This window comes from Bdellovibrionota bacterium (genome assembly GCA_035292885.1).
Lineage (GTDB): Bacteria > Bdellovibrionota_G > JALEGL01 > JALEGL01 > DATDPG01 > DATDPG01.
This window is the reverse complement of sequence record DATDPG010000019.1, coordinates 117,090-133,267: the sequence shown is the minus strand read 5'-3', so window position 1 is coordinate 133,267 and position 16,178 is coordinate 117,090. Positions and strand designations below refer to the sequence as shown.

The 16,178-nt window shown below is 56.9% G+C and carries 16 protein-coding genes; 1 reads left to right on the top strand and 15 read right to left on the bottom strand.

The genetic code is table 11. From position 1 onward, the window contains the following. The 8 genes from VI895_01670 to VI895_01635 all read right to left on the bottom strand — a co-directional run. Positions 1–180 (bottom strand): hypothetical protein (locus VI895_01670; protein ID HLG18509.1); only part of this gene is annotated, 180 nt, incomplete at its 3' end. Positions 181–205: 25 nt separating this feature from the next. Further along, a complete protein-coding gene (locus VI895_01665) occupies positions 206–772 on the bottom strand; it encodes an archaemetzincin family Zn-dependent metalloprotease (GenBank protein ID HLG18508.1) in 567 nt (188 codons plus the stop codon). Between the two features lie 6 nt (positions 773–778). After that, positions 779–2,125: a sigma-54 dependent transcriptional regulator gene (locus VI895_01660; protein ID HLG18507.1), complete on the bottom strand. Its 1,347-nt coding sequence runs from the start codon at positions 2,123–2,125 to the stop codon at positions 779–781. Between the two features lie 4 nt (positions 2,126–2,129). Next, positions 2,130–3,740, bottom strand: coding sequence for an ATP-binding protein (locus VI895_01655; GenBank protein HLG18506.1), 1,611 nt, complete (start codon positions 3,738–3,740; stop codon positions 2,130–2,132). Beyond that, a complete protein-coding gene (locus VI895_01650; GenBank protein ID HLG18505.1) occupies positions 3,737–4,288 on the bottom strand; it encodes a glycine cleavage system protein H in 552 nt (183 codons plus the stop codon). Before VI895_01650 ends, VI895_01655 begins: the two co-directional genes overlap by 4 nt. Beyond that, complete coding sequence (gene hybB / locus VI895_01645) at positions 4,276–5,856, bottom strand: Ni/Fe-hydrogenase cytochrome b subunit (protein HLG18504.1); 1,581 nt, start codon at positions 5,854–5,856, stop codon at positions 4,276–4,278. Before hybB ends, VI895_01650 begins: the two co-directional genes overlap by 13 nt. After that, positions 5,849–6,640, bottom strand: a complete 792-nt coding sequence (locus VI895_01640) for a 4Fe-4S dicluster domain-containing protein (protein ID HLG18503.1) — start codon at positions 6,638–6,640, stop codon at positions 5,849–5,851. Before VI895_01640 ends, hybB begins: the two co-directional genes overlap by 8 nt. A gap of 66 nt (positions 6,641–6,706) precedes the next feature. Continuing rightward, on the bottom strand, positions 6,707–7,402 hold the full coding sequence (locus VI895_01635) for a hypothetical protein (protein ID HLG18502.1): 696 nt from the start codon (positions 7,400–7,402) through the stop codon (positions 6,707–6,709). Positions 7,403–7,754: 352 nt separating this feature from the next. Between VI895_01635 and VI895_01630 the strand changes: the two genes are divergently transcribed. Next, positions 7,755–8,159 carry a hypothetical protein gene (locus tag VI895_01630; protein ID HLG18501.1) on the top strand — a complete coding sequence of 135 codons (405 nt, stop codon included), beginning with the start codon at positions 7,755–7,757 and terminating at the stop codon, positions 8,157–8,159. Between the two features lie 33 nt (positions 8,160–8,192). Here the strand turns inward: VI895_01630 and bcrD are convergent, their stop codons facing one another. From bcrD to had, 7 genes are all read right to left on the bottom strand, one after another. Then, positions 8,193–9,032, bottom strand: coding sequence for a benzoyl-CoA reductase subunit D (gene bcrD, locus VI895_01625; GenBank protein HLG18500.1), 840 nt, complete (start codon positions 9,030–9,032; stop codon positions 8,193–8,195). 1 nt (position 9,033) lies between these two features. Continuing rightward, positions 9,034–10,389 (bottom strand): BadF/BadG/BcrA/BcrD ATPase family protein, encoded by a 1,356-nt coding sequence (locus tag VI895_01620; protein ID HLG18499.1) that lies wholly within the window; start codon positions 10,387–10,389, stop codon positions 9,034–9,036. 168 nt (positions 10,390–10,557) lie between these two features. Then, a complete protein-coding gene (gene bcrB / locus VI895_01615) occupies positions 10,558–11,832 on the bottom strand; it encodes a benzoyl-CoA reductase subunit B (protein ID HLG18498.1) in 1,275 nt (424 codons plus the stop codon). Beyond that, the gene (bcrC, locus tag VI895_01610) at positions 11,829–12,992 is read right to left on the bottom strand and encodes a benzoyl-CoA reductase subunit C (protein HLG18497.1); all 1,164 of its coding nucleotides are present in this window, start codon (positions 12,990–12,992) and stop codon (positions 11,829–11,831) included. Before bcrC ends, bcrB begins: the two co-directional genes overlap by 4 nt. A 90-nt stretch (positions 12,993–13,082) precedes the next feature. Further along, positions 13,083–13,853: an enoyl-CoA hydratase-related protein gene (locus VI895_01605; GenBank protein ID HLG18496.1), complete on the bottom strand. Its 771-nt coding sequence runs from the start codon at positions 13,851–13,853 to the stop codon at positions 13,083–13,085. Then, the gene (gene oah, locus VI895_01600) at positions 13,854–14,954 is read right to left on the bottom strand and encodes a 6-oxocyclohex-1-ene-1-carbonyl-CoA hydratase (protein ID HLG18495.1); all 1,101 of its coding nucleotides are present in this window, start codon (positions 14,952–14,954) and stop codon (positions 13,854–13,856) included. A 10-nt stretch (positions 14,955–14,964) separates the two neighbouring features. Further along, positions 14,965–16,047 (bottom strand): 6-hydroxycyclohex-1-ene-1-carbonyl-CoA dehydrogenase, encoded by a 1,083-nt coding sequence (gene had, locus VI895_01595; protein HLG18494.1) that lies wholly within the window; start codon positions 16,045–16,047, stop codon positions 14,965–14,967. Positions 16,048–16,178: the final 131 nt, after the last annotated feature.

The following is a 16,178-nucleotide window of genomic DNA, read 5'->3' as shown; positions in this document are numbered from 1 at the left end:
GCCGCCGTGAACTTCCACCGCCTTTCCATCCAAGCCGATCCGGCAGGTGCGGCCGAAGAAAAAGGCATGAAAGAGCCTCCCTTCACTGTCGAATGAGATGACGATCTCGCTTCCGCGGCTCAGGATCAGGTAGCCTGGAAGCCGCACGAGGCGATACGAATCGAGTTCCGATTCCGTCACGTGGAGAGTTGTATACCGTTTCTCGTCAGCCGGAAACCGGCTTTCCGGGAAAAGCCAAGCTGCTCTGCCGGGCGACGCTTTCGGCGCAAGCTGAACAAAACTCCTCCAATTTCAGATCGATCTCTTCGACATACGTCGAGCCGTGCATCACACAACGACTTTGAGAACAGTGTACAAGGCCGAACGTGTGTCCCATTTCGTGTATCGCTTCCTTAATGAACCGCTTCTGAAGAAGCTCCTCGTCGGCGGGGAGGCCGTACAGTTCGTTTCGAAGCCGATGCATCGAAACCACGGCCGCCCGACCCTGCAGCTGAGCTTCGCCAAAGACGTACGTGAGTACCGGAACATAGAGATCGACACTGGTCACGCCCAGAATTCGGAGCCCCTGTCCCTCGGGTTGGGACAGCAGCGCTTGAACGAGCTGCGTCGAGTGATATTGGCCGCGACTCGAATCAAACGTCGCCTCGGGATCGAACCAAGGAGGCCGCGTCTTCACCTGAACGCCGAAGATTCGGCTCAACGACTGCGAAAGTGGTGACAGGAGCCCCTGCTGCGTGCCGAAATAGATCGGGACCAGACAAAGGGTGCCCATGAACGCCTACTTCCGCAGATCGTATTTCTTGATCTTGTTGTAGAGCGTCACCCGGTCAATGCCCAACGTTTCCGCCGCCTGCGTGATGTTCCACTCCATCCGCTCCAGCATCCGTTGAACGTGTACCCGTTCCATGTCCTCCAATGAGTCTCCGGTGGATCCGTTCGCCGGATGTTCCACTTGAAACGGAAGATCTTCCTGCCGGATGGCCGGAGGTTTTCCGACCACAACGGCTCGCTCCATGGCGTTCGCCAGCTCACGAACATTTCCCGGCCATCGGTACCGCACGAGAGAATCCATCGCCTCGGGACTGATCTCCTCGATCTTCTTGTCCATCTGCCGCGAATATTTCTTGAGAAAATGATTCGCAAAAAGCGGGATATCTTCCCGGCGCTCTCGAAGCGGAGGCAACAGGAGGGAAAAAACATTCAGCCGATAATAGAGATCCTCCCGGAATGTTCCTTCTTCCACCATTTTTTCGAGGTTTTGGTTCGTCGCGCCGATCACACGGAAATCGACTCGCACCGGTTTCGTTCCGCCCACCCTCGTGAATTCTTTTGTCTCCAGCACACGCAAGAGATCGACCTGTGTTTTTTGGCTGATCGTCCCGACCTCATCCAGGAAGAGCGTCCCTCCGTCGGCAAGTTCGATTTTTCCTTTCCGCCGGTATTGCGCGCCGGTGAAAGCTCCTTTCTCGTGGCCGAACAGCTCGCTCTCGAGCAATGTCTCGGTGAATGCGCCGCAGTTGACCGGAACGATCTGAAAATACCGCCGCGGACTGTTCGCGTGAATCAGCCGGGCGATGACCTCTTTTCCGGTTCCGCTTTCGCCACGGATCAATACGGTCGCATCGGTTTGGGAAACACTCCGGACCATCTCGAGCACTTTCTTCATCGCTGCGCTTTCCCCGACGACCTCCTCCGGTTGATTTACTTCTTCAATATGCTCGCGGAGGCGAACGTTTTCACTCTTCAGCCGGCGCTGTTCGAGGGCATTCCGCACCAAATGGCTCAACTCGTCCGGATCGACCGGCTTGGTGATGTAATCGTAGGCGCCTTGCTTGAGAGCCTCCACGGCGGTCTCCACCGACGCAAACGCTGTAATCATGATGACCGAGATCGAAGGATCGGTCTCTTTGATCCGGCGTTGCAGTTCCAGCCCGTCCATCCCGGGCATCCGAATGTCCAGAAGCACAAGATCGAACGTGTGCGTTTGGAGAGCCTTCAACGCGTCGGTCGCGTTTTCCGCCGCCTCCACATTGTACCCATCCCTCCGGAACCACTGCGTTAACGAGTCTCGGACGGAGATTTCGTCATCCACAATTAAAATTGTCGCTTTCGGTTGCCATGTCATGGTCTTACCCTTTCTGGCCTTCCATGTGACCCGGGTCTACCGGAAGAGAAAGGTGGAAGGTCGTCCCTTTCCCCGGCGTTGAATCGACTTCAATCGTGCCGTTGTGTTTGCGTACGATTCCGTACACGACCGCCAGTCCGAGACCGGTGCCCGATACAACTCCCTCTTTTGTCGTAAAAAATGGCTCAAAGATATGCGGAAGATCAGCCTGCGAGATTCCCACGCCCGTATCCGAAACATCGAGGAGGATGCGCCCCTTTTCTTCCCTGGCGCTGAGATACAGGGCCCCCCCGTGAGCCATCGCCTCCACGGCGTTGACCAGGAGAGCTACCAGCGCCTGCTGAATTAAGCTGGCGTCGCAGGTCATCGAAAGCTGCGGGTCCGCAAGCTCGATCTTCGCCAGGACCTGGGCCATGTCCATGTGGTGTTGCACGACCATCAGGCTCCGATCGATAATCTCGCGAATGGGATGCCGCCCCAGTTTGACGTCGGAAGGTTTGGCGAAAAGAAGAAGACTCCGAACGATATCTCCGCAGCGACTCGATTCCCGCTGGATGTGATCCAAATATTTTAGGAGCTCTTCTCGCTCCGCCGACGGGCGACCTTCCTCCCGCAACATTCTCGAGATCAACTTGGCGTACGTGAGAACGCCGGCCAACGGATTGTTCAATTCATGCGCCACCGAGGTCGCCATTTTGCCGAGCGACGCCATCTTCTCCATCTGAACCACTTGCCGTTGGGACCGGCTGAGCTCATCCGTTTTTTCAATGACCTTTTGCTCTAACTTGGACGACCATCGGGTGATTTCTTTTTGCGCGTGATCGAGTTCATCCATCATGTGATTGAACGCCTGGGCCAGCTCACCGAGTTCGTTTTTGGTTCCGGCCGGAAGGTGCGTCGAGAGATCTCCCGCCGCAACCCGGCGGGCTCCTTTGATTAAGAGCCGAACGGGACGCCGAACCATCCGATGGATCAGAAGCGCCGTCACCAGGGCGACGAGCAGTGCTCCTACGAGAGTCACCCAGATCACGTTCGCGCGCGTCGCCGCAACACTGCGATCGAGTCCCGCGAGAGACATTCGAACGTCCAGAACCCCCAGCACCGTTTGGTTTTTCGGATGAGCGTGACAGGCGTTGTTGAAGCAGGCCGGTTCATTTTCAATCGGCGTAATCAGGGCCAGCACTTTCTCTCCTGTCGGGCCCCGATACATTCTCATCCGGTTCGAGGAGGGAAGAGAACGCAAAGGCTCGGACTGGCTGTGGCAGAAGACGCAGGCCTCCGCTTTCATATCGACCTGGGTCTGGATCTCTTCCGATTTATTCGAAAACATGATTCGGCCGAGTTTGTCGTAGATCCGAATTCCGGCGATTCCGCTCTCCTGAGCCAGATCGCGGATGGTTTCGTGCACGTCGTCCTTCCGATTCAACAACATGCCGTAACGTGTCGAGCGCCGGATTAATTCACTCGTTTGCACGGCGTGTTGTTCCGTAGCGTCCACCCACAGTTTTGAGATGGTGAGAAAATTGAGGATGGCGTAAGCAAAAAGGATGGCCGCGACAATGCCGGCAAGAGCGGCAAAGAGACGAATGCTGAGAGATTGGAATAGCCGTTTCATAGGAATTCCAGGATCAGGCGGCGGTACTTTGAAGGCCCCAGCGCGCGCCGGAGATCGTCCACCGGCTCTCCGCCATCCATTAGTGTGGGGCCAACGGCCGCGTGCGACCGCCGTAGTTCGTTACCGATTCGACGCCGAAAGCGTTCGAGATCGGAAAGCATCCTCGGCGCCATCGCCTCCGGAGGGATCAGGCCGGCCGTCGCTCTTTCGCCTTCCACCTCGACCTCCATCAGCCAGCCCCGGCCGCACGGCTCGCTGCCGATCGGTCCGGGAAATTGCTGTAGCTCTTTGTGGCACCGAACAACCGTGCCGGAGACCGGCATACGGATCGGAATCGGCCCCGTTTCATCCAAGACCCAACATCCCGGCTTCCCTGCATCAATCCGGCTGCGGATCGCGGGAAATACAATCGAAAGCGCTTGGCCGATCAGATCCGACGCAAACGGATCCAGACCGACCCGGACACGGCGTTTCCCCACCTTTCGCGCCCAGGTGTGCCGCGGCGAATAGAGCAGCCCCGGTCGCAGCCGCTCCATTATTTGTGACATCGATCGCATTCATCCTCCGCGCTGAAAGCCTTCACACCGTTGTGGCATGAACCGCATAGATCTCCGCGGTGCGCCCGCTCTTCGGTGATTTCGCCCCGTACGGGAGCCGCTGCAGCCAACATTTTGAACTGCGTCCGGTGACAGGAAGCGCAGACAACATCGTTTCTCTTCATATGGGTCGAGTGCCGAAAGAGAACCGGCCCCACCGAATCGTCCTTGGGCGTAAACGTATGATCCCCGGGAAGCCGGAGCGATGCCGGTAGCGCTACGACTCCAGCCTGCGCTAACGGCGCGGACGGTCGCTTTTGAGCCACCCGGCCCTCGTTCCTCCACGCGGCATAATTCACGCACGCGATTCCGATCGCCACGAGGACCCATAGACCGGCGATTGCCCGTCCACGAAAAACCGGTTTCCTCATCGGAAGCGAAGGTTGCCGGCCTAAATCCGCTTCGGGGAACACGGGCAAATATTTCACCCCCAGGGTAAAGAGAGTGAACCCGATCGCGACCAGCATCACGGTCGTCGTTACCTCCATCCACGAAGGGAAGTAATTCACTCCCGAGGACGCCATCATTCCGGTGATCGCGACGTTCGAACGATTGAGGAGGAACCCCATGATCGTCAGCATCGCGCCCAAGAAAATGCCGGTTTCATTTCGCCGGACCGCGGGGATCGACAGCAAGATCACCGGCAGGACGACGCCCAGGCCGACCTCTCCCCAGAAGAGAACGCTTTCCGGCGTGAGAGCGAACATCAGCCGCCAATTGTCCCGGCCGATCAGATCCTGAAGTTTCCACAGGCCGTAGACGATCAGCGCCACGACGACGATTTGCGCCAATTTTTCCAAAATGTCCGGCTGAATTCTCCGTCCGAACGCCCGGTAGCAAAGAAACGACTCGATGATGATCAACGCGAGTCCCGCGGCTATCGATGAAATGAAGAAGAAGACGGGCAAGAACGGCGAATACCAGAGACCGTAAAGTTTATCGGGAGCGATTACGTAAAGCGTTCCGAGGGAAGACTGATGAAGCGTGGAAAGCAGAACGCCGGCGATGACGAGGGGTAGATAGACGGCGCGGATCAATTTCAGCGGCGCCCGAAGTCCCAGTCGTTCAAAAATGACCGGACTAAATTCGAGTAGCAGAACCGTGGTGTAGAGCATCACGCACCAGGCCACTTCGAATAGGACCGAGTGCGGATTCCACATCACCAACGGATGCCAGAGCCGATACGGAAGCCCGACTTCGAACATCAGCGCGCACACCACGGTTACGTATCCGAGAAATGCGCCCAAAATCGTGGGACGCGCGATCGACTCATATTTCTTGAGTTGGAAAATATGGACCGTCGCGGCGATGATGAAGCCGCCGGAGGCCAAACCGACACCGGATAGAACGCTGAAGCCGATCCATAGGCCCCACGGGAACTCATCGCTCAAATTCGTCGAAGCCCCCAAGCCGACAAAAAAACGGATGACCGTGGCGTAAAAGCCGAGCGCCAGAATCGTAAAAAGAATTCCCTTCCAAATGGTCATGGGACCGATGAAATCTTTGATCGTCTTAATCATGGCGCGCGTCTTCCGAATTTTTCCCGCCGGAAATCATTTCCGTCCGGATATCGGGTCCCCCCTCGCCGGCCAATTCCTGCCGCCGGCGAACGACCCACCAGATTCCGAGCATGAGCGCGCCGCCGATCATCGTGACGTTCGGCAGTTTTGAAAGCACTTCCCACGTCAAACGCGGATAAGGATCGAACCGTAATCCGGCTTTGAAACCGACCGTTTCGAACGGAACGGCGGAAAGATAGAGGACGGAAGTTCCGCCGGCCTCTTTAAGGCCGTAAATATGGTCGACGTATTTCCCCGGATTTTCACGGATTCGCCGCCGAGCTTCCTCGACCAATTCGTCCCGATCGCCGAAAATCGTCGCCCCGGTCGGGCAGACCTCCGTGCAGGCCGGTTGTTTCCCTTCCGCGAGCCGCGTCTCAAAACACATCGAGCATTTCCGAACGAAGGGAATCGCCTTTTCCCACTCGTATTTCGGAATATTGAAGGGGCAACCGATCATGCAATAGCGGCAGCCGACGCATCGATCCGCGTGGTACATGACGGGGCCGTCGGGATTCTTTTCGAGGGCGCCTACGGGACAGACGGAAGCGCACGCCGGATCGAGGCAGTGCATGCATTGCCGGCGAACATTCACGCCGCCGATACGATCCACGTTTGTCCAGGTCGTGGCCGAAAGCTTTTTCGCGCCGTCTTCCCGGGGCAGGTTGTTGACTTCTTTACACGCCCAGACGCACGCCTCGCATCCGATGCACTTGGTTAAATCGGTTAAAATGGCGGCCTTCATTCCGCATCCTTTCTTCCCCGAACAATCCCAGCCTCAACCCACGCCCTTCCGGCCTTCTCTCATTCTTCACGCCAAGAACGTTTGCACCACCCGGTTCCACGCTTCGTCGGAAAGCAGACGTCCGACTTCCTCCACCGGCACGCCGCCGTCCTGGGCCGTCACACCCACCAGCGCCGGAGCCGAGATCGCATGCGCCAGGACGTCGCGCAGCTTCGCGATTTCCGAACGCATCCAAGCCACCGCCGTCTCGCCGAGTACCGCACTGGTGACGAACGAAGAATCGAGTTGAGCCGGCGCCACTTTGTAAACCCAACCGCCTTCGAACGGTTCAAGGAGCAGAGCCGCAGGGTTCGTCGCCAACGAGGCGTTGACATCCTTAACGGTCCCCTCGATCAAGGCGCGAAGTTCGAGCTTCCGATTTCCTTGTACGAATCGAGCTACGACATCGCCCTTTCGAACGGTGTCGCCGATTCTTGGAAGCTCGACCCGATCGATTTTCTTAAACAGCAGCGAAACGAACCCATCCAACCCGATCTTCAAGAGACCGGTCGGTTCGAGGGCCGACCACTGGTGATTTCGATGCGCAAAAACGCCGCGGGGAATCTGCTCCAGCCTCGCCCGTTGAAACGCCGGTGCGAGCGCCGCTTCCACGACGTTCGCCGAGGCGTCGGCCGTAACCGCCTTGCGCGCCTCCGCACGTTGAACGAAATAATCAATCGTCAAAAACGCGATCACTGTAAGTAGTACGAGAATGGCAACCATGTTCCAGCTCCTTTCTTTCCGCCCCTTCAAAGAGCAAGAGCCGGACCACTTGAAAAAACAATCGCTGCTGGCGCTCGCTTCGGCGGCTAAGTTGCGGTAAGTGCAACCGGATTCAACAGCGAGCAGGGTTGAATTACGTTGAGCCATTCATCATTCCTTACGGCGTGAATGTTGAACTTTTCATCGTCGACGCCCATGATTTACGTCAACAAAGCTGGTAACACATTGAATCCATGGGGATAAAATCGACCGTTGCGTTTCTCAACGGCACCGATGAGAAACTAAACACTCCAGCGAATTATTGATCGTAGATGCGGAGCGTGGTACGTCCACGCTTTAAAAGGAGCACGAGATGGCTTCAGCCAAACGAATCAAGACATTCACCGTCGAACTTCAACACAAACCGGGCGCGTTGGCCCAAGTGATGGGAACGTTTCGGGAACAAAAGGTCAACACGATCGGCACCTGGAGCTGGGCGCAGAAAGACAACAAAGCTTACGTGATATTCATCGGCGACAACGCCGGCAAGACGGAAGAGGCGCTCAAGAATAACGGCCTCTCGTATACGGCGGCCGACGCCTGCCTTTGCGAATGCGACGACAGGCTCGGCGTCTTTTATGACACGCTTCAGAAAGCGGCCAAAGCCGGAGTGAACCTTCACGCGGCTTACGCGGTCGGCACCGCCGGAAAGTGCGCCTACGTTCTGTGGGCTGAAGAAGGCCAGCACTCCAAGCTTTGCCAAGCCCTCGGTTGCTAGCCGCTTACGCCTCCAAAAGCGTCGCTCGGTCCGTCATTGAGCTATAGTCGCGTCAACCGCGAAATTCATCTTCCGCAGCCGAAACGCGCCCCAAAGCGCCGCGCCGATTGCACCGGCATAGACGGAATTTGGATGAGCCACGACGTGCACCGGAGTTCCGACGCGGTCGAGTTCGGCTTGAAGCGTAGAGACCATGCCAGCGTCATTGGCCAACCCCCCGGTGATCGCGACGAAATTTTCCACCTTTATAGAGCGCAAAAGTTTGACCAGTCGTGTGGCGATTGAGACGTGAATTCCCTTCAAGATATTCGCCGTCGAAATGCCGCGCGAGACCATATTAATGACGTCGGTCTCGGAAAGGACGGCGCAGATGCTGCTCACCATCTCCGGTTTCTCCGCCTTTTGGGAAAGCGCGCCGACCTCGTCGAGCGAAACCCCCAAGTATCGAGCGATATTCTCAAGAAATTGCCCCGAACCCGACGCGCACTGACTCGACATTTGGTACTGCAAGACCTTTCCACGCCCGTCCATCCGGAGCGCGCGCGTATGAAGAGCGCCCAAATCAATCGCGCCGCGAACCTCCGGTGCGAGATAGAGCGCCCCGCGAGCATGCGTTGTCATGCTGTAGAAATGACCGGTCCGGAACTCCACCATCTCCCCTTCTCCGGTCGTGGCAATATAATTGATCTCTTTCGCCTGAATCCCCGCGCCTTTTAGCGCCTCTTCGTAGTTTTCCTGGATCACCGGCATCAAGTTGCGCCGCCGAATCCGGTCGGTGCGCGTGTAGAGAAGTTGTTCGCGATCGCCTTCCACAGACATCACGGCCGCTTTCACGGCGCTGGAACCGACATCTATGCCCAGAGTCAAAGGCATGTCAGCTCTCCCTCGGCCTCGATAGAACCTGGTTCGTCGGCAACATTTGAGCGGCGGGCCGTTCCAACCCGAAGAGTGCGGCGCCCAAAGCGCCGGTAAAAATCGAGTCGGGATGAATGTTCATTTGCATTTCACCGTAGTTCTCGTACACCAGTTGGCCAAGCGCCTTGACGGCTGCGGGATTCTTCGCCACGCCGCCGGTAAACGTAAACTCGTTGCGAATCCCGCCGGAACGCGCCAGGAGTGACATCGCACGCAAAATGATCGCACGGTGAAGCCCCAAAAGAATATCTTCCCGCCTCTCTCCCAGCGCGAGGCGATCGCGAAGCTCGGCGCCGGCGAAGACCGTACAGGTGGAGTTGATCCGGACACATTTTCCCGCTTCCAGGGCGAGCGGTCCCAGTTCATGCAGGCCGATGTTCATTTCGTCGGCGATGTATCCCAAATAGCGGCCGCACCCTGCCGCGCACCGATCGTTCATCTGGAAACTGGTGACCACCCCTCTCTCGTCCACCTGAATCGCTTTCGTATCCTGGCCTCCGATGTCGAGGACCGTGGCTGTCCCGCCGAACATATGATGTGCGCCGTACCCGTGACAGAGGATCTCCGATTGAATGCATTCTTTTGGAAACGGAAGTCTTTGCCGCCCGTACCCGGTACCGATCATTCCCGCTTCATTGAAAGGCGTGGAGGCCGTTGCCTCGATCAACTCCCGCCAATCGGTTTCCCGTTCCTTCGGGAAGATGCCGAAGCCGACCCGGTCGAAGAGACCTTTCATGATTTCAGCGAATCCTTTTTCCTCCATCGAATTCTCGACAAGAAAAATCACGCCGTCGAACACGCTCATCAGCAGCTCGAAGGGGATTTTTCCCTCCCGGGCGTAACGTTCCGCCGATTCTTGATAATAGGCTCCGGCCAGATCTCGGAAAAAGTCCGATTTTCGTCTCCCCCCTCCCCCGACGTCTTTCATCGCCTTTTCTTCAATATCTTCAAATATTTCTCTGAGAATTTTTTGCAGTGTCAATCGGGAAGTTGCATAGCGCTCGTTCCGAAGCCGTTCCGTGGCTAAATCGCGAAGGTTCCACAACTGGATCAAAAAGTCTTGGACGAAAAATTCGTTTCCGAGTCGGACCAGGGCCTTCTCTCCCTCCGAATTCAGCAAGCCCCGCTGCTTTGCCTTACCGCGAATCAGAGAGAAGCGGGCGTTTGTGAACGCCTCCTCGCGGGCGATCTTGCAGGCGACGTCATAATTACTCCGGCTGTTCGTAATTCCACTGCCCAAAATATTCCGGTTTCGATCGATGATGACCGCTTTTGTGGTGGTCGATCCCAAGTCAATTCCGATAAAGCACTCCACCTTAGTGCCCCGAGCCCGACATATCTTGATAGACGGCCTCCGCTGCATCCCGGCTGGCTGCGTTGCTCCTCCTCGACGTACAGCTTTGCAAGTACGCCTTCGTCGTCGCGCCTTGCCATCCGGGCGCATCGGCGACCTTTGTTATCAATCTATTTCGGGCTCGGGACACTAGGCTGCCCTTGCCCTTTTCATGTCGATCATTCGAAAGTACGACTCAAGTCGAGTCTTCACGTTCGACGCCGAGAAGTACCGGGGGTCGACGAGGTCCGTCTCGATGAACGCTCCCGCCTTTCCCGTGCGGGCTTCGAGTTCCCTCAAAATCAAAAGCTGTCCGGCCGAGAAGGAATTGCAGCTCTTGACCGAATTGATGAGAAAGCCGTCCGCGTCGTACTCCTTCACATATTTTTCCAGCATCGAAATCCGCGACGGGAGATTCAAGTTCGTGTAACAGCCGAGACAGTACTCGGCGAGCGATTCGAGCGGACGATTCGGATCGTGCCGGAAGCCTCGGTCGTAGACGCCCCCGACTTTCGTATAGGTCGAGGCGACAACGACCGCCCCCTCATCGTAAAACATCTTCCAGAACTCCCGGAAGTTGGTCCAATTGGGAGGCCCCTCTACGACGAGACGGTATTTTTCCTGCGAAATGTCCCCTTCGGGCGTCACCGGCCCTTTGTGCTCCTCGATCCGCTCTTCCACTTCACCGCGGAGAACGCGGTAATAGGTCTGGCACGCTTCGCTGCCCCGGAACGCCGTGAAGATCGGCCCGATATAATAGACGCCCCCGAAATACGCGTCGATCGGCGACGGCCGTTTCTTGGCCGACTGGAACACGCTTACCAAATCGTCTTCCGCCTTCGCCGAGCGAGCCATGCGGGCCGACAATTCGTCCAGATCGAGCTTTCGACCGACCACCTTTTCCATGGTCGGGATAATGTTGTTTTTTAACTGGTCGACGACGTAGTTGCGCATGTTGTCGGTGATGACGCCGTCCGCTTGGTAGGGAACGTGGAGCATCGCCACCGGGCAGTTGTATTCCTTCCGGAGAAGCTCGAACCATTTCATGAAGGTGAAGCAGCCGGTGTACGACAGGAGCAACAGATCCGGTTCGGGAATTTTCTCGCCGGTCGGACCGATGTTTCCCGATTTTTTCATCCCGATGTCGCACTTGACGTACGTGCAGACATCTTCCGAATGTCCCGCCTTTTCCGCCTCGGCGATGTACCCCGCCGACTTGCCGCGCATCCCCGATTGAAGAGCGTTGATCTCGGGTAGACCGGGCAAAAATCCGAGCGCGTCGATCAATTCAATCAAATTTCCGGGGACAAACGTGTAGACGACCTTCTTCCCTTCGTCGTGCGCCCGGGAAAGACGGCTGTAATAGTCGGCGATCATTTCTTTTTGAACGACCATGCTCTGTTCTTTTTGAATTTTTCCGCTCATAGGGTCCCCCAAAGTTTCACGGAGTCCGAAAAGGTTCCGGCCTGCTCCCGGATGACCTGAAACTGCCCGGTGTTCTCGGCGAACTTGAAGTGCGTATAAGGAATCTCCTCTTTTTCCAGAGCCGCCGTCAACATCGGCTGGTCCAGAAGTGCCGGATCGCAGAAACTGGGCGCACAAAAAATCACGCCGTCCGCTTTTCGCTTTCGGACGATTTCGATCAATCGGGTTCCTTTTTCGTCCGCGCTGTCGTACCGAACGGCGGTTTCCACGCTGTCCTCCAAAAAGGCGCGAACCAGATTCTCGAGCGGGTCCCCCTCGGTGGGGATGTCTCCTCGAATCCAGCGGGAGACCAGGACGAAATCGTCTTCCACGATGTAACAGCCCGAACGTTCCAAGGTCTTGATCAGGTTGAGCGGCGGCTGCTCGCAGAAAACGCCCCGGATCACGACCCGGCTGTTGTCCAGAGGACGGCGGTCGACGCGAATGACGGCTCGGAGGTAGTCCGCCAGCATTCGATTGTGCTCTTCGACGTCCAGGAGATTTCCCGCTCGAAGGAGCAGGTAGCTCTCGGTCGTTGGAACGAGCCAGGGCCGCTCGCAGCGAAGATCGTACAGCTCCCGAATCAAGCGCCGGTTCTCGTTATAGAGCCGGATCGCCTTTCGAAGTCCTTCCGCCGAAATCTCTTGTCCGGACAACCGTTCGAAATCCGTTTGCAGCGTCTGAAGCTCGTGGCGGTAATACGTTCCCGCCGTATTTCGGTCGAAATTCTGCGGAACATCAAAATATTTCACGTACCGGTCGGGAAACAGAAGCTTCCACATCCCCGACAGGTTTCGGATGACGTCGCACGTGCTCGGAAAGATCAAACCATCGAGGTCATCGAATCTCTTGAGGAGACCCAGTTCGATCGTGCTTCGCGGAATGTGGCAGATGTATGACTGAAAGTACGAATCTCCGCGGATGATTTCCAGCTGGTCCCCCCCGCCCATCAGGCCGACGGGAAGAATACCGGCCGCCCGCACCAGCTCCCGGGGGATATAGATCGGCATGTAACCCACCGCTTTGCGCCCGGCTTTTTTCGATTTCCATTCTCGGACGTATTTGAATTCCAGATCGTCGTAGAGCACCTGACAGCGCCCGATGATCTGCTCGACGGTCATCTCTTAATTAAGGGGACACATGTATGGACCCGAATTGGCTTCTTGAGAAGCAATTGGAGTTTGGGTCCAGTCGTGTGTCCCCCGAATTCCTCATCGATTTTTCCAGGCCGGTTTCCGTTTCTCCAGGAAGGATGCGATTCCCTCGTTGGCGTCGGCGGTTTCCATCAATTCACGAACATACGTCTTCTCCAGCCGCTCGATTCCACGGCGGAAGGCTTCATGAAATTCATACCGGCTCGCTTTTACGGTGAATTCCAGCGCCGCACCGCTCTTGGGGAGAATCTGTTTGTCGAGCAGGTTCGTCGCTTCCGCCTTTGGATCGCCGGAAACGGAAGTGATGAGGCCGATTTCCTTGGCTTCGCGCGCCGGAATCGACCGACCCGTCAGGATGAGATCGTCCGCGGCCGCCTGGCCGACCTTGGCTGGAAGCACGATCGATGCGACCGGCGGAAAAACGCCGAGCTGAATCTCGGGCTGGCCGAACATGGCGTTTTCGGAAGCGAACACCCAGTGGCAAAACGTCGCCAATTCCATTCCTCCTCCGAGACATTGACCCCGTACGACGGCAACCAGAGGTTTCGATGAATCGATCAACGTTCGGAAGAGTTGATGGAACGCCGCCAGCATGCTCGGCGCCGCTTCTTTGGTGTGTTCGGCCACGCTGGCGCCGAACGAGAAATGATCCCCCGCCCCCTCGAAAACAAGCGCCTTCACCGACGGAATGCGGGCCGATCTCGCGGAGTCTTCGATCTCCAACATCATCTCCCGGTCCAGAACGTTACCCTTGGGAACATTCAACGTAATCCACCAAACCTGGCCGTCGTAGAGTTTGTCGACTTTGATCTTCTTGAAGGGGACCATCTAAATCTTCTCCTTCTTCGACGGGAGGACCGCCTCGACCAACGTGTCGCTCCATCGCTCGCCGCGGGCAAGTCTCCGGCGCAGCTCGATAAAATCGGCCTCGCGGTTTTCCTTCGTTCCTTCGTTGAACGCCCGGAACCCGACCTTCGCTTCGGTCATCATGTTCAGGCCGAGCCAGTCGCGGTTGGTCTCTCGGTTCCGGTCCCAATGTTCCAGCTTATGCTTTCGAACGGAGCTGAGCGTCTTGGAGAGGCACCCCGGCATCGTCATTAGAAGGGACGTGCACATACTTTCGACCGCACGATCGAGCGCCGACAGATCCACCTTGCATTCGCGAACGATCTTTTCGGCGCTCGATCGGTCCTCTCCCGTCTTGAATTGGCCGTAGACGATCTTTCCGGCCTCATCGATCCAGCGGCCCGTAATGACCGCCGGGTTCGAAATAAACGTTCCATTCCGTTTCAGCACCGGAACGACGTCGGTGATCAATCCGAGCCGATACGCCTGATAGGCGCTCCAGGTCTCGCAGAGCGTGCAACTTTCCATCGCCCGCTCCACGCCGACGAAAAGAGGCAAGAAATCCGTCGAGCCGCCGTCCGGAACGGAGCCGTGCTTCGGTCCGGCCTGTCCGAAAACTGCGCGGTCGCTCGCGATCGAGAAGTCACACGCCATGCCGACTTCCTGGCCTCCGGCGATCCGCATGCCGTTGACCCGGCAGATCACCGGCTTGTCGCACTGGAGAATCGTCGTCACCATGTCGTTGAACAGCCTCATGTATTGGCGATATTCGTCCGGCTGGCCCGCGTAGTACTCCGCGTATTCCTTCGTGTTCCCCCCCGTACAGAAGGCTTTTTCGCCCGCGCCCGTCAAGACGACCGCGACCACATTGCGCTGATTCGACGCGGTCCGAAACGCCAAAATGGTCTCTTTCACCATCTGCGTCGTGTACGAATTGAACTGCTCCGGATTGTTCAGCGTGATCCACGCGTTGAAAAGGTCGGCAACGGACGACCCTTTCGGGTTCCGACACGGCTTTAATTCGTAAAGGATCTGCGTGAACTTCGGATTCGGAACCAAATCATGATCTTTAAACGGCGACATCGGTCCTCCTTTATTTTTCCGGTATCAGAACGGCGCGCCGTTCCAGTTTCTTGTGGTGCGCCCAGTTGAAAATCTCGTTGATCTGGTTCAATGGGTGCAGCTCCACGAACGGCGCAAGCTTGATCTTTCCGCTCTTTACCAGATCCAGCACCTCCCGGTAATAGACCGGATCACATCCCCAATTTCCCGAAGCTTGGGCGTCATACGCCATCAAATTGCTTAAGCGCAGGGCGGGTTGTTCCATCGTATAACCGACGACGGCCAAATGAGCGCCGAAGGTCAAGAGCCCAAACGCTAGTTCTTGCCCGGCGGCGCTCCCCGAGGTTTCAAAAATCTTCCATTCGTACGACGGAAGTTTTCGTTCGGCCGCGAACGCGCCGATCGCCCTTCGGAGTTCCTTTCCGTTGATCTCTTTCGAATTGAAAATGGCCTCGGCGCCATGTTCCTTCATGAATTGAAGACGTTTGTCCGAGATGTCGACGGCCACAACCGTTGCGCCCAAAGCGGCGGCGAGCTGAACACCAAAACCCCCAATTCCGCCGACACCGACGAAGATCGCCAAATCGCCCTTTGCCAAGCCGCTCCTTTTAATCGCCATGTACGGCGTGGTAACGGCATCCGCCACGACGGAGAGCTCCTTCAGCGTGACGCCGGAATCGCCGAAATGTTCATTTTCGTTTCGAACGTGCACGGCGCACAGAAAACGGGAGGGAACAACAATGTGACTTGCGAAACCACCGTCGATATGGTTCCCAGGCATTTTCTGCCGCCGACAGATCGATCGTCTCCCCTTCTTGCAAAGATCACATTCGCCGCAGGGAAGGATGGCCGGAATAATCACCGCTTTTCCCATCCATTCTTTTGCCCCGGCGCCGACCTCCTCCACGAATCCGCTGATTTCGTGACCGAGCGTCAGCGGAAGGGGTTTGACGGTCCGAACGGAGTCGTAGACGTATCCGAGATCCGTGTGGCAAACCCCGCAACCCGCGACTCGCACCAACACTTCTCCCGGCGCCGGTTTGGGCATGGCGGATTCCGCAAACGAAAACGGCTCCCCCGCTTTTTGGAACTTCCAGGCTCGGATTTGGGTCATAATTTCCTATTCTGGATCATGATTGCCGGCACGCACAATTACTATGATCTGAATCAGTCCAAGCCTGCAGCTAGGCCTGCGTCGACGTCTCTTCCCTCTGCACAGGGCCCAGATATCAGAGCGCCAATTCA